This window comes from Rhizobium sp. WSM1328 (assembly GCF_057653715.1).
In genome coordinates, this window is record NZ_CM172788.1 from 752,882 (window position 1) to 772,596 (window position 19,715).

Consider the following 19,715-nt stretch of genomic DNA (forward strand, 5'->3'; position numbering starts at 1 on the left):
GCCGGGAGCAGGGGCCGCGGTCAAAGCTGCCAAGCTGCTGTCTTCAACGATGCCGCCGAGCCCGAGCAGGTGCGGCGGGATTGGCCCGGCCAGACGCCGGCGGTCGAGCCTATTGACTCGGAGCCCCGGCGCTCAACAGCGCCCGCACCAATGCCGCCTGGCTGCGGACGCCGGTTTTGTCGAAAATGCGCTGTAGCTGGGTGCGCAACGTGTTGACACTGACCCCGAGCAGATCGGCGGCGGCGGCGAGGTCGTGGCCATCGATGATCAGGCGAGCAAGCCGGGTCTGCGCCGGCGAGAGGCCGAAGACCTCCCGCGCGCCGGCGATCCGGCGCACCAGCGTCTCGGCGTCGTCGAAGGAGACCAGCGTCTTGCCGTCCTCGAGCAGGACCCAGCAGTGGAGCGGAATCCCCGCCGCGTCCTCGCCGAGCGCCACCGCCCAGGCCTGCTTCGGCGCGATGTTCAGCGGCCTCTGGCTCTGCAGCTCGCGGAACGCCAGACGCACCGCCTCGCGCAGCGCAGGGTCGCGTTCGCGCTGCCGGGCACGCAGGCGGCCGGCAGCGGCGACGAGCCCGGGATGGTCATGCATCCGCTCCCGCGCCAGCCGGTTCGTCCAGAGGATCCTTGCATCCGCGTCGACCTCGATCAGCGGGCAGTTCGCCTCCTCGACGCTGCTCTCCATCATCACCATGCAGCCGATCTTCCAGGCGCCGTCGATCCGGTGGAGGATCCGGAGCTGGCGCTTGCGATCCTCGCCGGTGTCGCTGCCGATCTGATCGAAGGTCATCCAGGCCATGTTGCCGTCGACGACGATGTTGACCTTTTCCCAGCGGACGCGCTCCGAAAAGGCGTGTTTCTCCGGGAATCGCTCGACGATCTTCTTGATCCGCGCGGCGATCGGATCCCAGCCTTCGTCCACCCGGACGCCGAGCGAGGCGAAGTATTCCATCCGCCGGGTCTGCGGCGACTGCACCCAGTGGCTTGCCAGCGCCTCGAAGTCTCGCTGCAGCCAAGCCTCGGTTTCGGCGCGGATCACTGCCATGATCGCCGCCCGGTCAGCCTCGCTGTCGTCCATCGCGCGGTCCCCCACAACGGATCGCAGCATAGCATGATCGGTCTGTCGGATCATGGCGGCACCTCATGTGTGGATGATGCCGGCCAGAAACAGCGTCAGGCCGGCGGTCGCGGCAGTCAGCCCGATTAGCCGAAGCTTCAGGCGCGGCAGGGTGATCTGATTTCGGTAGTATCGATCCTCGGCCGCGGCGCCCATCTGCGTCGGGCGGCGGCGGTTTGGCATATGCGCGGCGACGAGACTCTGAAGGTCCATTGTGTTGCCTCCCGGTTCGGGCTTCATCTGCCGCATTCTCGCACGCATCCGAGCCCCGCTCTGTCATGCAGGCGGAGGACATCGGGCTCGGCGCCCGGCTGGCGAACAAAGAATCATCTCAACCGGAACGAGTCCCGCGGTGATTAGTTGAGTCGCGTATTTCCAGCGTGAGGGGGATGCATCATGAGCAGGCGACGAAGGTTCAAGCCGGTGAAGATCACCATCAATGGCAAGGTCAGGACGGTCTATAATGTCGTTCAGGCCGGCAACACTTTGTTGAATGACTGGCCCGAGCAGACGCCGGCGGCCAAGGTGGCCGAGCGGCTTGTGCTCGACGTGTTCAACGATGCCGCCGGGCCCGAGCAGGTGCGGCGGGCATTCATTACCGCGGCGAAGGCGAGCGACATCAAGTTCAGCTCCTGAGCGGCGGTGTCGGCGAAAGCCCTGGCTCACTTCCATGACACATGCTCCTGGTATCGCAGATCCCGGGTTTTGAACTGCGTCTCCATCCAGGCGGCCGAGACGATCGCCGCGAGGAAGCCGAAGGTGAGGCAGGCGATGGCCTGGGTCCGCCACGAGACGAAGGTGACCGGTGCCGGGACGGTGGGCTTTTTCGCGCATTCACCGGGCGGGCAGGCGCAGCCGGTAAAGGCCTTGATCAGGCAATCGCTCATGCTGCACCGCCTTTCACCGTGTCGATGGCGGCGAGGATCTTCTGGTGAAGGGGGCAGCCGTGATCGTCGCTGCCATCGAAGAAACGTTCGGCCTCCACCAGTGCCTTCAGGAGATCGGGTGCCCCGGCGGTGAAGCGGGCGCGGGTCTTTTCGTTTGCTCCGGCCCGTCGGGCGGCAGGAAGGGAAGGGCTCTCGGTCGATGGCTCTGGTGCGGGATTGGCGGCAGACATCTCCCTTCTCCTCAGGCGTAAAGCTGATCGATATCGGTAATGCCCATGATCTCGCGGGCATAGCGGTAGTGCTCCTCGACGCTGGCCGCAGCACCGCGCAGCCAGGACGGGCCGCGGATCGAATGTTCGGGTCGGCGCAGGAACGTAAAGCCGAGGGCGCCCATGCGCTGGGCTTCATTGGCCATATAGGCGCGGCAGTCGCCCATCGTGCGCGCCGCATTCCAGCGGGTGTCCCGCCTGCTTTCCTCGGTCTCGATATTGCGGATGTGCTGCATCGCCTGTCCTCTCGCGCCTCTGGTCGGCCTGTGAGGGAAAGGTATATATAATACCCGATTACGTCAATCGCAAAAGGTATAAAAAATACCTCTGCGATTGACGAGGTACGAATCGTAGGTCTATGTCTGTCGCCAGTGATTGGGCGACCGGGTGCAACTCCCGAGATGACGAAGCCCAGCGGCGCGGGAAGCGAAAGTCCTTAAGTGCGCTGTCAGAAAATCAGGACGAGGGCGAAGCGAATGGCCCCTCTGGCACGTGTCCCATCCCGGCTCCGGCCTTCAAGACCTGGCCAATGCTCTCCCGGCTTCATGGGCTTTGCTCATGGGGTAGGGGGAAGCTTTGGCCGGAACCCTCCCTCACCAGCCTTCAGGAACCTTCTCCTCCTAAGCTGAAGAGAGAGGAGTGAGAACTGAAGTTGGAGTATGAAAGCTACGAGAAAAAAGGAGGCCGGCCATGCGCAACGAAATCGAAATCACCGACTAGGTGATCGAGGCGGGTCTGGGATCACCGAATTTACGATCCATGGGATGAGAAGCTGCCGAAGGACATTCCCCGCGGCCATCCGTTCCATCCTGGTGGCGGTGACGAGTGGTGCGCGAAGGGCATCCGAAGCTTCCGCAATTTTTGGTTTCAGAGGATGAATCGTCCCGATATACATCGTGATCCCGGCTAGGGCTCGGCGAGCTCCGGAGCGAAATCCTACAGGCCGTACATCTCGCGCGCGGCACTGTACGCCAGGAGCAACACCGCTATCGTGACGATATAGAACCAGATTCGGCCGGAGCGTGAGGAAGGGCGTATCATCCTGTTTTCCCTATTGAAATATGATTGATTCGCGGCGTTATTTCCGAGCTTTGGCAGTCAGCCTCACATCTCGATGATCGATCGGCGGACGCGGCCGACGATGGTGACGGCGCCCTGGAATTCCGGTGGCGGCACGTCTTCGTAGGAAGCCGGCTGGAAGGGCGGGTCGTCGTTCGGGCGATAGCGCTTGTAGGTTGCAGCACCCGTTTCGTCGGCGACGACATAAAGCGCGTTCGGCGCCAGGCGCTTGTCGCGCAGATTGACGAAGATGATCGAGCCGGGCGGCGAGATCTTGTTCATCGAATTGCCTTCGACCTCGAGCGCGATCCATTCGCCATCGGGCAGGTCGAGGGCGGCGACCGTCGGGAATTCCGAAAAATCGGTGATCGGCGCCTGCTCGCTCAGCTGGCCGGCGCTGACCCAGGAGATTTTTGGCACATCGGCGACTGAGGCCGGCAGCTCATCCGGATCGAGCGCGTTGCCGGTGCCGAACTGCAACCAGTTGAGATTGACCTTGAAAGCGCGGGCATACTTCTTCGCATCGGCAATGCCGAAGCCGTTGCGGCCGGATTCATGCGCCTTGAAGACATTGGCATTCCAGCCGAACCGATCGACGATCGCCTTCGGCCCGGCAAAGCCAGCATTCTTCCTGGCCATGACGAGGCGCTTTGCGCGTTCTTCGCGTTCAAATTGTTCCTGATCTTTCAACATGATATAAAAAATACCCTAAATTAAGGTACATGTCATGCCCTAATGTGCTTGACATCTAGGGTATTAATTGTACCCTATTCGCCATGACACACAGCGACATCATCAACAACGGCCAGCCTTTCGGACTGGAGGAGACGGCACCATGAGGTTCACCATCTCAAGCGAAGAGCGGCTTGCCATGGACGTCATTCCGACCGGCGTCGTCATTCACCGGCCGCAAGGCCCAAGGGGAGGGCGCATGTCGGTGATCCCCATTCGCAACGAGGATATCCCCTTCCTGGCCAAGGCCCTGCAGCAGGTGCTGAACGCCAACCGGGAGGTGGAGTCGATATGACCATCTCCGCCGCAACACCCGCCGGCGAGTTCCAGCGCCGCGGCGCCCGCTACACCGGCTGCCCGATCTGCGCAAAGGCGCTGTCGATTGCCGAGGTGATCGAGCGCCACTGCGAAAATTGCGATCGGCCGACGCGCCCGGAAGAGATCAGCGAGACGATGATCCCGCCCGGCGCTCTGCCGATCACCAACCCCGATAGCCCAGCCCCTCCCTGACGGCTATCGGTGGCTGGCGTCGTCGCCCTCCCTCGGCGACGCCAGCATCTCGGGCGCGACAATGTCGTGCCCGACCCAGGCGGCGGCCTGGCAGACGACCGGAGCCTTTGCTCCCAGAGCCGGGGCTCCGGTCGTCATCCGTGAAAAATCAAAGACGTTGGCAGCACCCGCTCCGGCGGGAACGGCGAGCCGCGCTTGAAATCGGAAGGAAGGATCAAGCGATGAGCATCCAGGCCGAGGCCACGCCAGCGCAGCAAAGCACGCACATGAACGCGCTCGAGCTCTTCCGCAGCGGCCGGGACTACATCGAGATCGCGGCCCTCCTCGGGAGGTCGGTGCCGTCGGTGGAAACCGAGATCCACCGGCTTCGAAGCGCGGAAAAGGGCGACACCGCCCACGAGGACCATGCCGGCGCAGAGATCAGGCGGTTTCCCCGCCGCACCGCCAGGCCCGGTGCCCCGGTCAATTTTGCCGGCGGGCGACGGCGGCTGCGGATTTGAAGAGGCCATCTCAATCGGGAAAGGGACATCGCATGGGCAAGGACACAGTGAGCCAGGAGATCATGGAAATCCTCCGCCCGGTGCTGGGGGAGGAGCTGGCGGCAGCGATCATCGAGCATCGCAAGCGCACGCTGAAGAAGCCGCTGACGGCTTATGCCGCCAGGATGCAGGCGAGGGAATATCTCATGACCGGTGACCCGGTCGGCGCCGCCGAGATGCAGATCTTCCGCGGCTGGCAGGCGATCAAATGCGACTGGTACCTCAAGGAGAAAGCGAGGGAGGCCGGGTCGATCAACAGCAGCACGAGAAGGACGACAGTCGATGCCGCAAGAGATTTCCTCTCCGGTGAAGATCATAGCTGGGATGCTTTCGGGTTTCCCGGCATCCGCAGGCACTGATCCCGACATGCAGATCCGCGCCTATCTCGTCGCGATCGAGGGCATCCCGCTGGAGGCGGTCTGGCAGGCCGCCAAACTCTTCATATCAGGAAAGGTGAGGGATCATAACCGCGCCTTCGCCCCGAGCTCAGCCAGTTTCGCCGAGCAATGCCGCAATCAGCAGGCGGCGATCGAGGCGGAAAGCCGGCCGCGCATGGAGGCAGAGCCCGAGAGCCCGCAGCCGAAAGTGCCGGCCTACAAGATGCAGCTGCTGCGGGACGCAGCCAATGGAAGCCGCAGCGCCAAGCGGGAGCTCGCCAGGATGTTTCCCGACAACCCGATCATTGCAAGGGCCGCACGATACGAGGAGGCACTGAGATGACCATCACCTTTTGGACGGAAGACAAGATCGTCAAGGCGGAAAAGCTTTGGAAGGAAGGGCTATCGGCGAGAGAGATCGCCAACCTGTTCGGCTCGAAGAAGAACACCGTCATCAACATGGCGCATCGCAACCGCGACAGGTTCCCCTCCAGGCAGGACACCTGGCATCCGCAGCCAAAGGCGGGCCCGCCCGTCCAGCCGATCCGCCACCCCGACCGCGTCACGCGCGTGACCATGTCGGGCGCGCATGTGACGATGCCGCGCGTGCCCTGCATCGATGGGTATGCAGAGCCATGAGCACCGTCACCCCACGCGAAACCGAAGTGATCCGCTGGATGGCGGCGGGCAAGACGGCCGCCGAGATCGGCACCATTCTCGGCATCTCCCACATCACCGTGAACACGCACATTGCCAACGCTAAGGCGAGGCTCGGCGTCTTCAAGGATACGGCGCTGGTCGCCGCGGCACTCAGAAACGGCATCATTCGATAGAGGGACGATCAGCATGGGCGGCAAAGCCACCAAGGTGAAGACAGGGCGGGCAAACAAGGGCGCCGGCCGTCCGCGCAAGGAGAATGTCGAGCGTTTTCCCTGCGGCAAGATCAAGCCCTTCGAAACCGAGAAGGAGAATATCAGCGTGGCGATATCAGCCCGCCGCCGCATCCACGGCTTCGGCCGGACGGTTGATGACGAGACGGTCAAAAGCCCCTTTGCCGGCTACACCCTCGGCCGCATGTTCCTCGACGGCCTGATCACCGCCGAGCAGCGCCAGGCCGGCGACGACTATGCCGAGGCCATCGCCCGCTACCACAAGACGACAGGCATCCCGGCCCCGAGCCCGAGAGCGCAATCGCTCTTTACCGTCAAAGGCCATGAAGGCGAGGTGACCGAAACCTTCGCCGACCGCGCCCGCAAAGCCAGCAACCGCATGATGGCGCTGCAGGGCATCCTGCTGCGCTGCCCTGATGGGCCGCAGGTGCGCAGCATGGTCTATAACGTCACGGTGATGGACTATGAACACTTGCGGCAGATGCCGCCGCAGCAATTGCTGTGGCTGCGGAGGGGATTGACGGCGTTGCGGGGGGCGAGGGATGGGTGATGGGGGGTAAGGCTCCTCTCGGGAGTCCGGGGCTGCGACCTCTCTCCAGCCTCATCCTGAGGCGCCCCGCAGGGGCCTCGAAGGACGGGGCTGGCCTCCCGCCTGCCTCGATATACCAATGCTGCCATTGGCGTCCAGCCACCAGCCCTCGTCCTTCGAGGCTCCGGCCTTTGGCCTGCGCACCTCAGGATGAGGGCTGGTCGGTGTGCCCTGCCGTTGCGCCCTCTGCAACCCCGGCCAGCGCCGGGCAGGCCAAGCGCTGATCTACATCACCAGGGGGGCAAAATTGCCACGCCTAAACACAGGCGATCGGATTGACAGAAGATTAGCGGTTCGCACATACCTGCAGGGCCTGTTCTAATAGGGATATTGACGGATCCACCGTGAAATTGACGTTGCTGCAAGTTTTGAGGACATTGTGGGCGCGGGGGAGCAATTGCCAAACACATGTCGTTCTCAAGGGACATAAGGAAGCAAGACTGTGATCTACGAGCTCAGAATTTACGACTGCCTGCCCGGCCGATTGCCCGCGCTGCTCAACCGCTTTGCTGAACATACGCTGGCAATATGGGACAAGCACGGCATCAAGCAGGCGGGTTTCTTCACCACAATCGTGGGCGAAAGCAGCCAGCGTCTCACCTATCTCATCGCCTGGGAATCGCTAGCTGATCGCGAGGTGAAATGGAATGCTTTCACCACTGATCCTGCATGGCTTGAGGCCCGCGACGAGTCAGAGCGCGACGGGCAAATCCTCGCCAATATCTCTAGCCAGCTGTTGTCACCGACCGCCTTTTCGGCAGTAAAGTAAGACACCACCGATCCCCGCTTGCCGCCAGTCGGAATTCCACCCGAGCTGGTCATCCGCGGAAGCGATGAAGAACGGCAGCTCCTAGAACAGGATGATTTTAGGCCCGGTCGGCCTAAAATCTGAATCCTGTTCTAAATTAAATAGTTGGAGCATGATGTCGTCCGAAAACCGACCACACTTTTCGGCATCATGCTCTAGGATATCGCCAACGCTGCCCGAACGGCCGGAATGGGGCGCTTCACAGACGGCTCTTCATCACCGTCGGCAAAATCGCTTAGGTCAGATCTCAGTGGCTTGGGAGAGCGAAAGCGCGCCCGCACCAGATGCCGCCGCCGCTGTTCTCGTGGGCGAGCAGGGGGCTTGCGGCGGGGCGGGCCGGTCGACGCCGGAGCTGCTCGGCCCGACGCTCATCCGCGTGGGCGCTGGATCAGGTCTGTCGCATGGTCTTCCATCCAGGCGACCTCAAGCATCCCCTCGTCAAGCACACCGCGGCTGGCCAATTCCATCTCCCATGCGGAGCCCGCTGCGGCAAGGTCGCGCATATGTTGCTGCATTTGCCGAACCCGTTCGATTCCGGCCTGCATGATGCCGATCTCCGGCTCTATCCCGTAGGCATCGAGTAACAATTGAAAGCGCCGGGCTTTCTCGCGGACGCCCGTTTGCAAGCCATGCGCCTCGCATTTCTCGTCACGCCAGAACGGCACCCAGCGCCAGGCAACAAAGCCGAGGTCCCAGGCGCGCGGTCCCGGCGCTGCCGCGTCCCAATCGATGAAAGCCACGGGGAGCCCTGCTTGAAACACCGTATTCCACGGCGTCAGGTCATTGTGGCAGACCGTTTCAACAGGGTGGCGGGCGTCAAGACGCCATTCGCGATCCCGCCATGAGAAGCTGGCTGCAGCATCGTGGTAGGATCGCAGCAATTGTCCCAGGCGCTCGAGGACGTTATCGCGCCAGACATAATCCGGGAGACGGAGATCGAAGCGACCGCCTTTATCGGGAAGGAAGCCTTCGCCGTTGCCGACATCACCTTCGATATAGGTAAGGACTTCCCGTCCTTGGTCATCGAGGCCGAGCGCACGCGGGCAGCCATCATATCCCTGGCGCTCGACGTGCCGCAGCAGGTCGAGAACGGCGGGAGACCACGCACGTCCGCCGCGCCGCACCGTTTCGCCGATGCGCACGACATTCGAATCCTTGCCGCCGATAAGAGGATTTTCTGGCTCGTCCATACCCTAGCTTAGGCGAGGGCGAACTGACGGGTCAACGGAGAAGGTGCCTGCAAAGGCGAGGAGCGTCGAACCGACGTCATCGATGATCGCAGCAAGCAATAGCCGCGAAAGCCCGGACTCCCGCTCTATCCGGTTCATGCCGGGAACTGCCCCTCACCCTAACCCTCATATGCGCTAGGTTAAGCGAGCGTGTAGATCGTCGCATTGTTTTCGGCGTCGTCGCGGCGGCTCACAGAGGTGGCGACGACTTCGCGTGACGAGATTACAGACGGCCTGCCACAGAAGTGGTCCGCGGATGGCGGCGCAAATGGTGGCCAGGGCGATCTTCATGAGACGCCAGCGCGATGGGCTTGCCAATGGGGGGCTAGCCAGTGGGGTTGCCACATCCAGAGGGGGGAGAGTCCGGGACTTGCCCGGCAATCTGTTCGGCAATGATGGCGACGATCAGTCTGGCGTAGAGCCATGCCCGGGCCAGTTCCGGCTTCTTGGCCGGCAAGCTGTCGAGGCCGGCCAGGCTCTTGAACCGTTTGAACGCCAGCTCGATTTGCCAGCGGAAGCGATAGAGGGTGAGGATATCGGCCGGCGGGAAGGTGGCGGTCGGCAGCGAGGTCAGCAGCAGAATGTACTTCGCCGCCTCGAGACTGCGCGGATCGGGTTTTTTGCCGCGCTTGCGGGCATCCTTGAGCAGGCGCTCTTGCTCGGCTTGGGCCTGTTGCGGATCCTTGCGCCGGACAATGAGGCGCAGGACCAGCGGCGGTGGTGGCGGCGTCCCCGTCATGCCTTCGTGGACACGAACCTGCACCTCGCCTTCCTGCTCTTGCTGAGCGGCGAGTGCGGCAAACAGATCAAAGGGCTCGCCATTCGTCTGCAACAGGCGCAACGAGTTCCAGCCGGTCCGCACGATGAAGTCTGCACCGGCATCGATCACCGGCCGCAGGTCGCGCGGTCTTGCATAGTAGCGATCGGCCAGCACGATATCGCCGGGTGCGTAGGTAAGGCGCTGAAGGTTCTCGGCACCATGGATGTCGGTCAACTCAAGCTGATCGACCTGAGCCGTTGCCAGATCGTAGCCGACATGCAACCGCCATGTCGTGCGGTCAGCGCCCGGATGGCAGATCGACGTTCCATCGAGCACACGCAAGCGATATCCCGCAAAGCGCCCCGTCGGCACTTTGGCCTGTTCGGCAATCAGCGCGGCCACGATGTCGCCAAGCCAAGGCGCCGCTTTGCACAGCCGCTCGAGCAGCGATGGGTCTGACAAACGGGCGATCCCGCCCGCTTCGGCCCATGCACAGGTCTCGCGTAGCGACATGCCAAGGCCGCCATAGGCAAGTGCCAGCCGCAACAGCGTCTCGGCATTCTTGATTTCCCGCACCCGCGTAAAAGCACCGCGCAACCGCGCCGTTGCTTCCAAGTCAAAACCCGCCGGAAGCCGCTCGCGCACTTCCGGCCAATGATCCAAAACCTCAGGACGAATCTTCATCCAAAGCTTGAATCACAACCAGATTCCTTATGTCCAGGGCTAAACCTAGCGCATATGACCCTAACCCTCTCCCCGTAAAAACGGGGCGAGGGGACGTGCCAAACGCAGCGTCAAGATTGAGGAAGCCGGTGCGGCATGTCCCTTCTCCCCGCGCGCGGGGGTCCGAAGGACGGGGCGAGACCCGTGGCTCGGACGCCGGTCGGTGGCGGCAGCCGGATGAGGGGCAGGCTGCGATCTATGTGCGGGATTGCCGCATGACATGGGATCCGCTGCTCGCGTCCAAAACGCCGCGGGTCTAAGACCGGTTGACCGCCCCCGAGCTACTCGGCCCACCGCCGTTCAAAGAACTTTGTCCTGGCGCCCAGATAAATGAGCGCGAGCAAGAGGCCGATGCCGACATGGCGACTTTGATCGACGTCGGACGGTCCCTTTTCGTTGCCGCTCTATGGGAGTATTTTGCTCTCAAAGTGTCTCAACTTGGCGTTGGAGAGTGCAGTGTTTGTGGACGGCAGTCGCAAGTTCCTGCTCTTTTTGGCCGTCGCATCGTGTCAACTGACGTTCGCGCCACGATTGGGTGCGGCAGACGACACCGTTACGATCGACAGCGGAATGCTGAAGGGTGAGAGGTCGGGCACGGTCGTCAGCTTCAAAGGCATACCCTACGCGGCGCCGCCGGTTGGTGATCTGAGATGGCGCAATCCAAGACCAACGGAGAGATGGAACGGGACCAGGGATGCCCGCAATTTCGGCCCGTCCTGCATGCAGACCGATGACCTGCCGAAGTCAGAGGATTGTTTGACTCTCAATGTCTGGACACCCGCCAAGCGTTCCAGGACACCGCTGCCGGTGATGGTTTGGATTTATGGCGGCGCTCTTGCCCAGGGAAACACCCCTCAGTATCCCGGTGGCCAGCTGGCCGCCCGCAGAGTCGTGTTCGTCAGTATGAACTACCGCATGGGACGACTGGGTTATTTTGCCCATCCTGCACTGATCAAGGAATCCCCTGACGAGCCCGTCGGCAATTATGGTTACATGGACCAGCTTGCAGCCTTGGAATGGGTCCAGCAAAATATTGAAGCCTTCGGCGGTGATCCGAAGAAAGTGACGATATTCGGAGAGTCGGCCGGTGGCGGCTCGGTGATGGCGCACATGATATCGCCGTTGTCGCGGGGGCTTTTCCGCGGCGCCATTCTACAGTCACCGGCTCTGCCTACCGCGCGTGCTGAGAGCACGCCTTTGTCACCTCTGAAAGAAGCGGAGAAAGCCGCGTTGGACTATGCGGCTTCTCTGGGGATCAACGGCAGCGATGCCGAGGCTCTCACGGCGCTTCGGGCGCTGCCTGCGGAAAAGCTGACCGAGGGTGCATCGGTAGAAGAGGTGCTGGCGGGAATGTCGACAGGCAAGCCCGTCATCGGCATCTCAGGCGCGATGATTGACGGACGGTTTTTGCTCGAAACGCCGGAAGCGGCTTTTGCGGCAGGCCGGCAGGCGCCGGTTCCCGTCATCGTCGGGGCAAATAATCGAGATCTCGGTATCGGTCAGGCAGCGACGAAAGACGATCTCTTCGCGCTGTTCGGGAAGCATGCAGCTGAGGCCCGCACCCTCTACGATCCGACCGGCCAACAAACGCTCGATGAGCTGAAGCAGCAGGTTCTGGCCGACAAAACGCTTGTTGAACCGTCTCGCCACCTCGCTGACGAGATGATCCGCGCTGGTCAGCCGACGTGGTGGTATCGTTTCTCCTATGTCGCCGAGGCTCTCCGCAACGATCCGGCATGGAAAGGCACTCCGCACGGCTTCGAAATTCCGTATACGCTCAACATTCCAGACGCGCTGGTGAAAGACAAGGTTACGCCTGCCGACTGGGCCATGGCCACATTGGCGAGTGCTTACTGGGTCGATTTTGCAACGAGCGGTGACCCCAATGGAGGCTCACGGCCAAAATGGCCTCACCACGACCCCTTCGTCCACAGGGTCATCGACTTCACCAATCACGGCGTGACGTTCGGAGCAGATCCGCTGAAGCCAAGGCTCGACCTTTGGCAAAGATATTGGGAGGAAGAGGAGTGACGGGGTGGTGCCCGTCGCTTAGCCTCCGCCATCCCGAGGGCTGCAGTCCCGGCCCCGAGCCCGAGGGCGCAATCGCTGTTCTCAGTCAAAGGCCATGAAGGCGAGGTCACCGAAACCTTCGCCGACCGCGCCCGCAAGACCAGCAACCGTGGTGTCAGGCCCCACTGAGGGTGACTACAGCCGCCTGCCTTCATAGCAAGGCTTCACGAGGCTGAGAATTTCACCATGACACCGCGCTGGCGAAAGTAGGCCTCCATCCGCTTCCTGCCAGAACGGTTATTCTGCACGAGCCTAGCCGGGTCGAATACGGCCTCTTTCACACCCGCCCGCGTCAACGCTGCCTTGAGGGCCGCGATATGCACGTCGATGTCGGCGTTGTCCGCCTGGAGCGACTCATAAATGCGGTTTGTTGCATCTGCTACGGTTGGTTCGCTCACGATTGCACTCCTGTTGTCGTCTGGCTGGCCTGACCGTATTGGGGTGAAACCTGTTCACGTCAATGGGTGACAATGGATTGGAACATTTCGTCCACTTTCGAAGATGAACCACTCAACGGCAGGAACAGCTCCGCCACCGTCCCGTGCTCCGGCCCCCGGGGAAGAAGGCGAGGTGTCCTCACCAGCGAGCGTTACAAAGGTGGCGGCAGCCGGATGAGGGGCGGGCGGCGATCTCTGAGTGGGTGGGGGTGCTGAGCCGATTGCTCAAGCCAAGGGATCATCCGGCGCGGCACGCAGTGGTCGCTGTCGTCATCGAAGGCGCGGGGTTGTCGTTTCGATCGCGGGAAGGGAGGCGTCCACTGCGTGCCGCAGGAGAGCTGGTAGCGCGGCATTGTTGCGCGCACTTTGCCGGGATCATACCAATCCGTAAGAATGCAGCCCCGGCCGTTCGACCGCCGCACTTTACCAAAATGTATAGTTCCAGCGAGGTCCCCGTGAGGTCTGGAGCGCAGGCTTGGCGCCATCATTGCCAAGTTGAAGGTCAGCTCTTTCATGAACATGCGCACCGCACCTGCCGCCCTTATGCCGGCCCTTCATCCGGTCAGCCTGCGGGTGAACACCTACCTGATCAATCTCGACCGTGCGCCATTGCGCAGGTTTCGAATGGAGCGCCTGCTGGCAAGCTTCGGCCTTGCCTTCGAGCGTGTGGCGGCGGTCGATGGCGCAGGGCTGAGCCTGCCGCATCCGGGCTTCGACGAAGCATCCTATCTCCGCCGGCACGGCCGCCGGCCGAACCCTTTCGAGATCGGCTGTTATCTGAGCCACGTCGAATGCGCCAAGCGGTTCCTCGGCAGCCATGCCGAGTTCGCGCTCATTCTGGAAGACGATCTCGATTTCGATGACGATCTGGCCGAGCTGCTCGACGCCGCTCTCGAGCACCAGGCGCGCTGGGACATCCTGCGGCTGTCGACCGTCAATACCGGGCGAAAGCACAAGGTGGAGCCGCTGACCGCATCGCGCTCGCTCGCCATCGCGCTGACCCGCGAGAAGGGCTCCGGCGCCTATCTGATCAATCGCAAGGCGGCGGGCTGGATTGCCGATGTGCTTGTCCCCATGCGCCTGCCCTATGATCTCGCCTTCGATCTGGAGTTCGATGATGGGCTGAGCGCCTGCTTCGTCGATCCGTTGCCGGTCAGCCAAAGGGCCGATCCCTGCTCGCAGATCCAGGCAGGGCTTTCGACCTACCGGCTGGGCCGCCGCCGGCCGTGGAGCGTGCTGCCGTATCGCGCTGCCGCCGAGCTGCGCCGCTTTGCCGCCCGCTTCAGCCGGCTCGCGGCATGGCGGATGCGAAATTAGCACCTGCCGCCGAGATCAGCGGGAAGCCGATCGAAACGATGAGGCCGGGATGATTGTCCGCCATGGTGATCTTAGCCGAATGCAGGTCGGCGATCGCCTTGACGAGGCTGAGCCCGAGCCCGCTTCCCGGCGTCGCGCGGCTCTTGTCGAGCCGGTAGAGACGCCGGAAGACCTTGTCCCTTTCGCCGGCGGGAATGCCGGGGCCGGTATCGGCGACCGAGACGATAGCGCGGCCGCCCTGGCAGCGGAGCGAAACGGTGATGTCGGTTCCATCAGGGCAGTGGTTGATCGCGTTCTCCACCAGGTTGGCGATCATCTGCGTCAACAGATCACGGTCGCCCCGGATGAGCGCCGGACAGCGCTCCGTGATATCAAGCGCCATCAGTGCGTCTTCGGCGACATCGACATAGACTTCGGAAATGACAGCAAGCACGGCGTCGATATCGGTTGCCTGGAAACGCTCCTTGCGGGCGCCGGCCTCGATCTGGGAAATGCGCAGCAGCGCCTCGAAGGTGGCGTTGATCCGGTCGCTCTCGTGTCTGGCTTCGTCAAGCAGAGCCGAAACATCCGCCTGCTGGTCGTTGCCGGCCACCGCGGCATCCAGCGTCAGGCGCAGCCTGTTCAGAGGCGTCTTCAGATCGTGGGCGATATCGGCGCTCACCTGCCGCATGCTCTCGACCAATCTCTGCAGCCGCTCCAGCGCCGCGTTGATCTGGATCGCCACCGTATCGAGATCGTCGCCGTTGCCGGTGATGGCAATGCGAGCGTCGAGCGCGCCGTGGGAGACGTCGTTCATGGTGAGGGCGACCCGGTCCAGCCGCGCCTGGGCGCGAACGGCGAGAAAGACGCCGCCGCCGATCGCGGTCGCGACGACGATCGCGGCGGCCCATTCGAAGCTGACCAGCACGATCCGCAGCATCTCGTCGACATCGTTGAAGTTTTCCGCCACCACCAGGCTGTAGGGACCGATGGTCGAGACCTGCATCCGGTAGCGTTCATGCGCCTTCAGCCCGACATCCCTGGAGGTGACGGTATAGACGCCGTTCGGGATGCGGGGTGCGGCGAAATTGCCGGCGAGTTTGCGCCCGCCTGCATCCGTCAGCGAATAGAGCCCGTCGGAGGTCGATTGGAAGCTCGCATAATTGTTCAGCGTGTTGATCAGATCCTCGGTGTCACCGGGATTGTAGGTCGAGACGATGAGCGAATTCATCTCGTGGAGCGACTGTTCGAGATCACGCTCAAGGCCGAGGCGCAGCATGTGGTAGATGATCGCACCGCTCAGGATGAAGGTGACGACGAAGAGCACGCCGAAGGTGACGGCAAGCCGGAACGGCGTGCTCCTGCGCAGGCTCGAGCATGATGCCGAAAAGTGTGCGCGGTTTTCGGACGAGATCATGCTCTTACTCTTTAAATTGCGAACAGGTTTTGAGATTTTCAGGCCGATAGGCCCTGAAATCATCCTGTTCTAGCGAGGCGCATGCAGGCTGTATCCGGTGTTGCGGACCGTATGCAGAAGCTGGACCTGGAACGGCTTGTCGACCTTGGCTCTCAGCCGGCTGATATGGGTCTCGACGACGCTGGTCTTCGGATCGAAGTGGAAATCCCAGACCCGCTCCAGCAGCATCGTCTTGGTGATGACCCGGCCTTCGCCGCGCATCAGCACCTCGAGCAGGGTAAATTCGCGCGGCTGCAGCTCGATCACCTGGCCGGCGCGGCGGGCCTCCCGCCGGATCAGATCGAGCTCGAGATCGGCAACCTTCAGCACCGTCCGCTGCTCCTGCACCGGCGGCCGCCGGCCAAGCGCATTGACGCGCGCCATCAGCTCGGAGAAGGCAAAGGGCTTGACCAGATAATCGTCGCCGCCCGCCTCCAGCCCCTCGACCCGATCGTCGACACCGCCGATCGACGTCAGGAACAGCGCCGATGTGCCGACCTTGGCAGCCCTCAGTGAACGCACGATCGCCAGGCCATCGAGACCCGGCAGCATGCGATCGACGACGATGACGTCATAGGCCTCGCGCTGCGCCTGAAACAGCCCATCGCGGCCGTCGCCAACCACGTCACAGACATGCCCGGCCTCGGAGAAGCCCTTGGCGATATAATCGGATGTTTTCCGGTCGTCCTCAATAAGCAGGATTCGCATCAGCCCGATCATTCCCGGCATGCCTGGGGGCGAGATCTAGCCGAGAGGACGGCTTGGCCGCAACTTACGGATTTGTAAGGTGATGGGTGGGGAGTGGCTTCAGACGCAACCAAGCGCCACCCGCCCTCGTCCTTCGAGACTCCGGCCTTTGGCCTGCGCACCTCAGGATGAGGGCTAACCGTGGTGCTTGCATGGGCTACCGGCGCGTCTTGCCGCCGCGCTTCCATTGAACCAGGCTGCAACCTCTCTCCAGCCTCATCCTGAAGTGCCCCGAAGGGGCCTCGAAGGACGGGGCTGGCCTGCCGCCTCTCGCTCCGGTTGGCTGCGAAGCCAGTCCGAAAGATATGTCGATTTTCACGGTTGTTGCCGGTGTACTTGCCGCAGAGCTCACCCCACCCTCCGTCTTCCTCGGGCTTGACCCGAGGATCCACGCCGGCATTCATCAGCAGCGGGCAATGGATCCCAGGCTCAAGGCCTGGGATGACGGAGGGTGAGGGGAAGCGTGTCGCCATGCCTCGCCCCACCTTTCTCGCTGGCGAGGGGACCACAAGACCGGAAACCTCCTCCTCGTGCGTCTCCCATCCGTCTTGGCGTGTAAAATTTCCGCGCTACCTCTGCACACGGCAAAGGAGGAAGACGATGAAGATGCGGAAGTTTACGATCGCCGATGCGTCGTTGGAGCGTTCCCCCGGACAGGAGGCAGACATCTCCGTCGGCAATCTGGTCGACGAGCGGCACGGAGGGCCGATCACTATCGGTTATGGACGTTACGCACCCGGCCAGAGCCTGACCGAGACGATGGCGGTCGACGACGTGATGATCGTTCTGGAAGGCCGGCTTTCGGTCTCGACCGACGGGGGAACGGTCACCGCCGGGCCTGGCGAGATCGTCTACATGCCCAAGGGTGAAACGGTGACCATCCACTCGCACGAGGAGGGCGCGCTCACCGCCTATGTCACCCATCCGCATTGGCGGCCGGCACACGCCTAGAGCGCCGTGCTGCGGCCCTATTCGGTCGATCGCCGACCCCGAACTGATCGTCAGAGGCCGGCAAGATAGTGAGCCATGGCAGCGATGTCGTCGGCCGACAAATTGCGCACCAAGGCCGTCATGCTGGGCATGTTCGGGCGCTTATTATCGTGAAAGTCGGAGAGGGTTTTGATCAGGTAGTCCAGCTTCTGATTTGCGACGCGCGGAGTGTTGGCGTATCCGACGAAACCCTCCCGGTGGCACGAGGTGCACTTCTTCTCGACGTCGAGCGCTTGGAAGCGGGTCATGCTCGCTGCGTCGGCCGGCTCGCGGTAGGCGGGCCAAGGCAGCGCGGAGAAGTAGGCCGCAAGCGCCTTCATGTCGTCGTCGGAAAGATTCTTCGCGATCCGGCCCATGAGGTCGTCGGTGCGCGCTCCATTGCGATATTCCTGCAAAGCTATCAGCAAAGAGGACTCGTGCTGGCCGGCGATGATCGGCGTGTTCTTAACAGTCGGCAGACCTTTCCTACCGTGACACATCTGGCAAAGCTTGGCCTTGTGGGAGATTGCCGCCGGCGGTGGCGCAGCATTGTTCTGCGCTCCAGCCGGCAGCGGACCGAGAGCCACGAGAGCGGCAATGACGAACGGAGCGAGCGCGCTGCTGCAGGGCATGCGAGGCCTCCAGATCGGGGCTTGTGATGCTGATCTTATCAGGAGATGCAACCATTGGCGAGCGGACCCCCGTCGCCTCCATCCGACTATGGCTGCGCTTTTATGAGTTCACGCCCTAGACCGCGAGCTGCGGCTCAGCGCTTGTATTCGGGCTCGCTGCGATCAAGCGCGCGCTTCACGGACTCCAGATGGAGCCGGGCCGACTCCGGGTCGCCTTCGCGCATTTGCCGGTACGCCGCTTCCGCAATCTCAGGCGCGACGGCAAGGACTTCGCGTCCGGTCGACAGGGCGAGCGTCTGCACTTCGCAGGCGCGCTCGAGGTAGTAGAGATCGTCCCAGGCCTCGGCGATGTTAGGTGCGCAGACCATGACGCCGTGGTGCTTCATGAAGACGATGTCGGCATCGCCGATTGCGGCGGCGATGCGATCGCCCTCGCGCGCATCGAGCGCCAGGCCGTTGTAGTTCTGGTCGACGGCCGTGCGTCCATAGAATTTCAAGGCGGTCTGCCCGGCAAAGATCAGGGGATCGCCCTCCGTCATCGAAAGGGCGGTGGCATAAGGCATATGGGTGTGGAACGCCGCCTTGGCGCGGGGAATGTTCTTGTGAATCCTGGCGTGGATGTAAAAGGCGGTGGCCTCGGGCTGCCCGCTGCCCGACACGACGTTGCCGTGAAAATCGCAGATCAACAGCATCGATGCCGTCAGTTCGGCAAAAGCGTAGCCATAAGGGTTGACGAGGAACAGGTCGTCATATCCAGGGACGACGGCCGAGAAGTGGTTGCAGATCCCTTCCTCCATGCCGAGCCTTGCCGCCATCCGGAAGCAGGCGGCAAGATCGACGCGGGCCTGCCAGATGTCGTCCGTATCGAGTTTCGGCTGGTTGGGGCCGCCGGCGGGCGAGGGGGCTGTATTGAGGGAGTGCGCCATGGGGTCGTTTCAGATTGGTGTCGAAGGAGAGGGTGGCTGTGTTCTGGATTACGCCCGGATCAGCCTCGCATCAAGCCGGCTGGAGACAAAGATGGTTCGCTTCATCTGCATATTTTTACCCACCCTCCGTCGTCCTCGGGCTGACCCGAGGACCCACGCCGGTCTTCCATCAGCAGTGGACCTGGATCCCAGGCTCGAGGCCTGGGAGGACGGAGGGTGGGGAGGCGCTTTCCGCCAAACTCCCCTTCGGCGCAGCGGATGGCGGATCGTCTCACCCGCAGCTCGACCCGAGGGTGTACTTAACTTACCAGCTCAGGCGTGTTCCCGATCGACAGCAGATGAGCCATTGCATCGGTAATTGCGTGGTTGTCGTAGGGTTTCGAGAAGGCCCTGCTTCCCATGGGGAGATCGCTCTCTTCGAGGATTGCCGCGCCGGAGGCAACGATCAGCCTGACAGGCGGCCACCGATTTCGGATGTAATGGGATAGCTTGATGCCGTCCATCGTGCCGGGCATCTGAACATCGGTGAAAACCAGATCGATGTCGTTTCGCGACACAAGGATACGAATTGCCTCGTCCGCATCGCACGCCTCAAGCGCTTCGTAACCCGCAGAGAAGACCAGATCGACGGCACTCATCCGAATAATCGTGCTGTCTTCGACGACCAGGACGACCGCTTTGCCATAATTCATTGCT

27 protein-coding genes are annotated in these 19,715 nt (G+C 62.4%); 13 read left to right on the forward strand and 14 right to left on the reverse strand.

Going from position 1 to position 19,715, the window contains the following annotated elements; translation table 11 throughout:
• Positions 1-109 precede the first annotated feature (109 nt).
• Both AC2444_RS03695 and AC2444_RS03700 read right to left on the reverse strand, forming a co-directional pair.
• Positions 110-1,129, reverse strand: coding sequence for a LuxR family transcriptional regulator (locus tag AC2444_RS03695; RefSeq protein ID WP_012756408.1), 1,020 nt, complete (start codon positions 1,127-1,129; stop codon positions 110-112).
• A gap of 9 nt (positions 1,130-1,138) precedes the next feature.
• On the reverse strand, positions 1,139-1,327 hold the full coding sequence (locus tag AC2444_RS03700) for a hypothetical protein (protein ID WP_012756409.1): 189 nt from the start codon (positions 1,325-1,327) through the stop codon (positions 1,139-1,141).
• 183 nt (positions 1,328-1,510) lie between these two features.
• Between AC2444_RS03700 and AC2444_RS03705 the strand changes: the two genes are divergently transcribed.
• Complete coding sequence (locus tag AC2444_RS03705; RefSeq protein WP_012756410.1) at positions 1,511-1,750, forward strand: DUF982 domain-containing protein; 240 nt, start codon at positions 1,511-1,513, stop codon at positions 1,748-1,750.
• Between the two features lie 26 nt (positions 1,751-1,776).
• On the opposite strand, the gene AC2444_RS03710 is transcribed toward AC2444_RS03705, so the two are convergent.
• From AC2444_RS03710 to AC2444_RS03725, 4 genes are all read right to left on the reverse strand, one after another.
• On the reverse strand, positions 1,777-2,001 hold the full coding sequence (locus AC2444_RS03710; protein ID WP_012756411.1) for a hypothetical protein: 225 nt from the start codon (positions 1,999-2,001) through the stop codon (positions 1,777-1,779).
• Positions 1,998-2,231 (reverse strand): hypothetical protein, encoded by a 234-nt coding sequence (locus AC2444_RS03715; protein WP_012756412.1) that lies wholly within the window; start codon positions 2,229-2,231, stop codon positions 1,998-2,000. The genes AC2444_RS03710 and AC2444_RS03715 overlap by 4 nt, the downstream gene beginning before the upstream one ends.
• 11 nt (positions 2,232-2,242) lie before the next feature.
• Positions 2,243-2,506 (reverse strand): hypothetical protein, encoded by a 264-nt coding sequence (locus AC2444_RS03720; RefSeq protein WP_012756413.1) that lies wholly within the window; start codon positions 2,504-2,506, stop codon positions 2,243-2,245.
• Positions 2,507-3,374: 868 nt separating this feature from the next.
• A complete protein-coding gene (locus AC2444_RS03725; protein ID WP_128450455.1) occupies positions 3,375-4,022 on the reverse strand; it encodes a S24 family peptidase in 648 nt (215 codons plus the stop codon).
• A gap of 142 nt (positions 4,023-4,164) precedes the next feature.
• On the opposite strand from AC2444_RS03725, the gene AC2444_RS03730 reads away from it, so the two are divergent.
• From AC2444_RS03730 to AC2444_RS03770, 9 genes are all read left to right on the forward strand, one after another.
• Complete coding sequence (locus tag AC2444_RS03730) at positions 4,165-4,356, forward strand: hypothetical protein (protein ID WP_012756416.1); 192 nt, start codon at positions 4,165-4,167, stop codon at positions 4,354-4,356.
• Entirely contained in the window at positions 4,353-4,571 is a 219-nt protein-coding gene (locus AC2444_RS03735; protein ID WP_012756417.1) for a hypothetical protein, read from the forward strand. The genes AC2444_RS03730 and AC2444_RS03735 overlap by 4 nt, the downstream gene beginning before the upstream one ends.
• Positions 4,572-4,792: 221 nt before the next feature.
• Positions 4,793-5,071 carry a hypothetical protein gene (locus AC2444_RS03740; protein ID WP_012756418.1) on the forward strand — a complete coding sequence of 93 codons (279 nt, stop codon included), beginning with the start codon at positions 4,793-4,795 and terminating at the stop codon, positions 5,069-5,071.
• A gap of 32 nt (positions 5,072-5,103) precedes the next feature.
• Positions 5,104-5,469, forward strand: coding sequence for a hypothetical protein (locus tag AC2444_RS03745; protein ID WP_003546097.1), 366 nt, complete (start codon positions 5,104-5,106; stop codon positions 5,467-5,469).
• A complete protein-coding gene (locus AC2444_RS03750; RefSeq protein WP_017993249.1) occupies positions 5,435-5,830 on the forward strand; it encodes a hypothetical protein in 396 nt (131 codons plus the stop codon). The genes AC2444_RS03745 and AC2444_RS03750 overlap by 35 nt, the downstream gene beginning before the upstream one ends.
• On the forward strand, positions 5,827-6,126 hold the full coding sequence (locus AC2444_RS03755; RefSeq protein WP_012756420.1) for a GcrA family cell cycle regulator: 300 nt from the start codon (positions 5,827-5,829) through the stop codon (positions 6,124-6,126). The genes AC2444_RS03750 and AC2444_RS03755 overlap by 4 nt, the downstream gene beginning before the upstream one ends.
• A complete protein-coding gene (locus AC2444_RS03760) occupies positions 6,123-6,320 on the forward strand; it encodes a response regulator transcription factor (protein ID WP_012756421.1) in 198 nt (65 codons plus the stop codon). The genes AC2444_RS03755 and AC2444_RS03760 overlap by 4 nt, the downstream gene beginning before the upstream one ends.
• Positions 6,321-6,333: 13 nt before the next feature.
• Positions 6,334-6,927 carry a hypothetical protein gene (locus AC2444_RS03765; RefSeq protein WP_012756422.1) on the forward strand — a complete coding sequence of 198 codons (594 nt, stop codon included), beginning with the start codon at positions 6,334-6,336 and terminating at the stop codon, positions 6,925-6,927.
• 481 nt (positions 6,928-7,408) lie between these two features.
• Complete coding sequence (locus AC2444_RS03770) at positions 7,409-7,735, forward strand: NIPSNAP family protein (RefSeq protein WP_012756423.1); 327 nt, start codon at positions 7,409-7,411, stop codon at positions 7,733-7,735.
• A gap of 407 nt (positions 7,736-8,142) precedes the next feature.
• Here the strand turns inward: AC2444_RS03770 and AC2444_RS03775 are convergent, their stop codons facing one another.
• Positions 8,143-8,964: a phosphotransferase gene (locus AC2444_RS03775; RefSeq protein ID WP_012756424.1), complete on the reverse strand. Its 822-nt coding sequence runs from the start codon at positions 8,962-8,964 to the stop codon at positions 8,143-8,145.
• Positions 8,965-9,328: 364 nt separating this feature from the next.
• On the reverse strand, positions 9,329-10,447 hold the full coding sequence (locus AC2444_RS03780; protein WP_012755893.1) for an IS4 family transposase: 1,119 nt from the start codon (positions 10,445-10,447) through the stop codon (positions 9,329-9,331).
• A 495-nt stretch (positions 10,448-10,942) separates the two neighbouring features.
• On the opposite strand from AC2444_RS03780, the gene AC2444_RS03785 reads away from it, so the two are divergent.
• The gene (locus AC2444_RS03785) at positions 10,943-12,517 is read left to right on the forward strand and encodes a carboxylesterase/lipase family protein (RefSeq protein ID WP_012756425.1); all 1,575 of its coding nucleotides are present in this window, start codon (positions 10,943-10,945) and stop codon (positions 12,515-12,517) included.
• A gap of 203 nt (positions 12,518-12,720) precedes the next feature.
• On the opposite strand, the gene AC2444_RS03790 is transcribed toward AC2444_RS03785, so the two are convergent.
• On the reverse strand, positions 12,721-12,957 hold the full coding sequence (locus AC2444_RS03790) for a hypothetical protein (protein WP_085997531.1): 237 nt from the start codon (positions 12,955-12,957) through the stop codon (positions 12,721-12,723).
• Between the two features lie 549 nt (positions 12,958-13,506).
• Between AC2444_RS03790 and AC2444_RS03795 the strand changes: the two genes are divergently transcribed.
• Positions 13,507-14,310 (forward strand): glycosyltransferase family 25 protein, encoded by an 804-nt coding sequence (locus tag AC2444_RS03795; RefSeq protein ID WP_012756427.1) that lies wholly within the window; start codon positions 13,507-13,509, stop codon positions 14,308-14,310.
• Here AC2444_RS03795 and AC2444_RS03800 read toward each other — a convergent pair.
• The gene (locus AC2444_RS03800; RefSeq protein ID WP_012756428.1) at positions 14,276-15,706 is read right to left on the reverse strand and encodes a sensor histidine kinase; all 1,431 of its coding nucleotides are present in this window, start codon (positions 15,704-15,706) and stop codon (positions 14,276-14,278) included. The genes AC2444_RS03795 and AC2444_RS03800 overlap by 35 nt on opposite strands.
• Positions 15,707-15,775: 69 nt before the next feature.
• A complete protein-coding gene (locus AC2444_RS03805; protein ID WP_026157276.1) occupies positions 15,776-16,453 on the reverse strand; it encodes a winged helix-turn-helix domain-containing protein in 678 nt (225 codons plus the stop codon).
• 639 nt (positions 16,454-17,092) lie between these two features.
• Here AC2444_RS03805 and AC2444_RS03810 point away from each other — a divergent pair.
• Positions 17,093-17,443, forward strand: a complete 351-nt coding sequence (locus tag AC2444_RS03810; protein WP_012756430.1) for an AraC family ligand binding domain-containing protein — start codon at positions 17,093-17,095, stop codon at positions 17,441-17,443.
• A gap of 50 nt (positions 17,444-17,493) precedes the next feature.
• Here the strand turns inward: AC2444_RS03810 and AC2444_RS03815 are convergent, their stop codons facing one another.
• The 3 genes from AC2444_RS03815 to AC2444_RS03825 form a co-directional block, all read right to left on the reverse strand.
• Positions 17,494-18,093, reverse strand: coding sequence for a c-type cytochrome (locus AC2444_RS03815; RefSeq protein WP_012756431.1), 600 nt, complete (start codon positions 18,091-18,093; stop codon positions 17,494-17,496).
• A 134-nt stretch (positions 18,094-18,227) separates the two neighbouring features.
• Entirely contained in the window at positions 18,228-19,019 is a 792-nt protein-coding gene (locus AC2444_RS03820) for an aldolase (RefSeq protein WP_012756432.1), read from the reverse strand.
• 299 nt (positions 19,020-19,318) lie between these two features.
• On the reverse strand, positions 19,319-19,711 hold the full coding sequence (locus AC2444_RS03825) for a response regulator (RefSeq protein WP_012756433.1): 393 nt from the start codon (positions 19,709-19,711) through the stop codon (positions 19,319-19,321).
• Positions 19,712-19,715 lie beyond the last annotated feature (4 nt).

Excerpts from the sequence above, each read along its gene's own strand:
- AC2444_RS03695 (WP_012756408.1), bottom strand. The coding sequence starts at position 1,129 with ATGATCCGACAGACCGATCATGCTATGCTGCGATCCGTTGTGGGGGAC.
- AC2444_RS03700 (WP_012756409.1), bottom strand. The coding sequence starts at position 1,327 with ATGGACCTTCAGAGTCTCGTCGCCGCGCATATGCCAAACCGCCGCCGC.
- AC2444_RS03705 (WP_012756410.1), top strand. The coding sequence starts at position 1,511 with ATGAGCAGGCGACGAAGGTTCAAGCCGGTGAAGATCACCATCAATGGC.
- AC2444_RS03710 (WP_012756411.1), bottom strand. The coding sequence starts at position 2,001 with ATGAGCGATTGCCTGATCAAGGCCTTTACCGGCTGCGCCTGCCCGCCC.
- AC2444_RS03715 (WP_012756412.1), bottom strand. The coding sequence starts at position 2,231 with ATGTCTGCCGCCAATCCCGCACCAGAGCCATCGACCGAGAGCCCTTCC.
- AC2444_RS03720 (WP_012756413.1), bottom strand. The coding sequence starts at position 2,506 with ATGCAGCACATCCGCAATATCGAGACCGAGGAAAGCAGGCGGGACACC.
- AC2444_RS03725 (WP_128450455.1), bottom strand. The coding sequence starts at position 4,022 with ATGTTGAAAGATCAGGAACAATTTGAACGCGAAGAACGCGCAAAGCGC.
- AC2444_RS03730 (WP_012756416.1), top strand. The coding sequence starts at position 4,165 with ATGAGGTTCACCATCTCAAGCGAAGAGCGGCTTGCCATGGACGTCATT.
- AC2444_RS03735 (WP_012756417.1), top strand. The coding sequence starts at position 4,353 with ATGACCATCTCCGCCGCAACACCCGCCGGCGAGTTCCAGCGCCGCGGC.
- AC2444_RS03740 (WP_012756418.1), top strand. The coding sequence starts at position 4,793 with ATGAGCATCCAGGCCGAGGCCACGCCAGCGCAGCAAAGCACGCACATG.
- AC2444_RS03745 (WP_003546097.1), top strand. The coding sequence starts at position 5,104 with ATGGGCAAGGACACAGTGAGCCAGGAGATCATGGAAATCCTCCGCCCG.
- AC2444_RS03750 (WP_017993249.1), top strand. The coding sequence starts at position 5,435 with ATGCTTTCGGGTTTCCCGGCATCCGCAGGCACTGATCCCGACATGCAG.
- AC2444_RS03755 (WP_012756420.1), top strand. The coding sequence starts at position 5,827 with ATGACCATCACCTTTTGGACGGAAGACAAGATCGTCAAGGCGGAAAAG.
- AC2444_RS03760 (WP_012756421.1), top strand. The coding sequence starts at position 6,123 with ATGAGCACCGTCACCCCACGCGAAACCGAAGTGATCCGCTGGATGGCG.
- AC2444_RS03765 (WP_012756422.1), top strand. The coding sequence starts at position 6,334 with ATGGGCGGCAAAGCCACCAAGGTGAAGACAGGGCGGGCAAACAAGGGC.
- AC2444_RS03775 (WP_012756424.1), bottom strand. The coding sequence starts at position 8,964 with ATGGACGAGCCAGAAAATCCTCTTATCGGCGGCAAGGATTCGAATGTC.
- AC2444_RS03780 (WP_012755893.1), bottom strand. The coding sequence starts at position 10,447 with ATGAAGATTCGTCCTGAGGTTTTGGATCATTGGCCGGAAGTGCGCGAG.
- AC2444_RS03795 (WP_012756427.1), top strand. The coding sequence starts at position 13,507 with ATGAACATGCGCACCGCACCTGCCGCCCTTATGCCGGCCCTTCATCCG.
- AC2444_RS03800 (WP_012756428.1), bottom strand. The coding sequence starts at position 15,706 with ATGATCTCGTCCGAAAACCGCGCACACTTTTCGGCATCATGCTCGAGC.
- AC2444_RS03805 (WP_026157276.1), bottom strand. The coding sequence starts at position 16,453 with ATGCGAATCCTGCTTATTGAGGACGACCGGAAAACATCCGATTATATC.
- AC2444_RS03810 (WP_012756430.1), top strand. The coding sequence starts at position 17,093 with ATGAAGATGCGGAAGTTTACGATCGCCGATGCGTCGTTGGAGCGTTCC.
- AC2444_RS03815 (WP_012756431.1), bottom strand. The coding sequence starts at position 18,093 with ATGCCCTGCAGCAGCGCGCTCGCTCCGTTCGTCATTGCCGCTCTCGTG.
- AC2444_RS03820 (WP_012756432.1), bottom strand. The coding sequence starts at position 19,019 with ATGGCGCACTCCCTCAATACAGCCCCCTCGCCCGCCGGCGGCCCCAAC.
- AC2444_RS03825 (WP_012756433.1), bottom strand. The coding sequence starts at position 19,711 with ATGAATTATGGCAAAGCGGTCGTCCTGGTCGTCGAAGACAGCACGATT.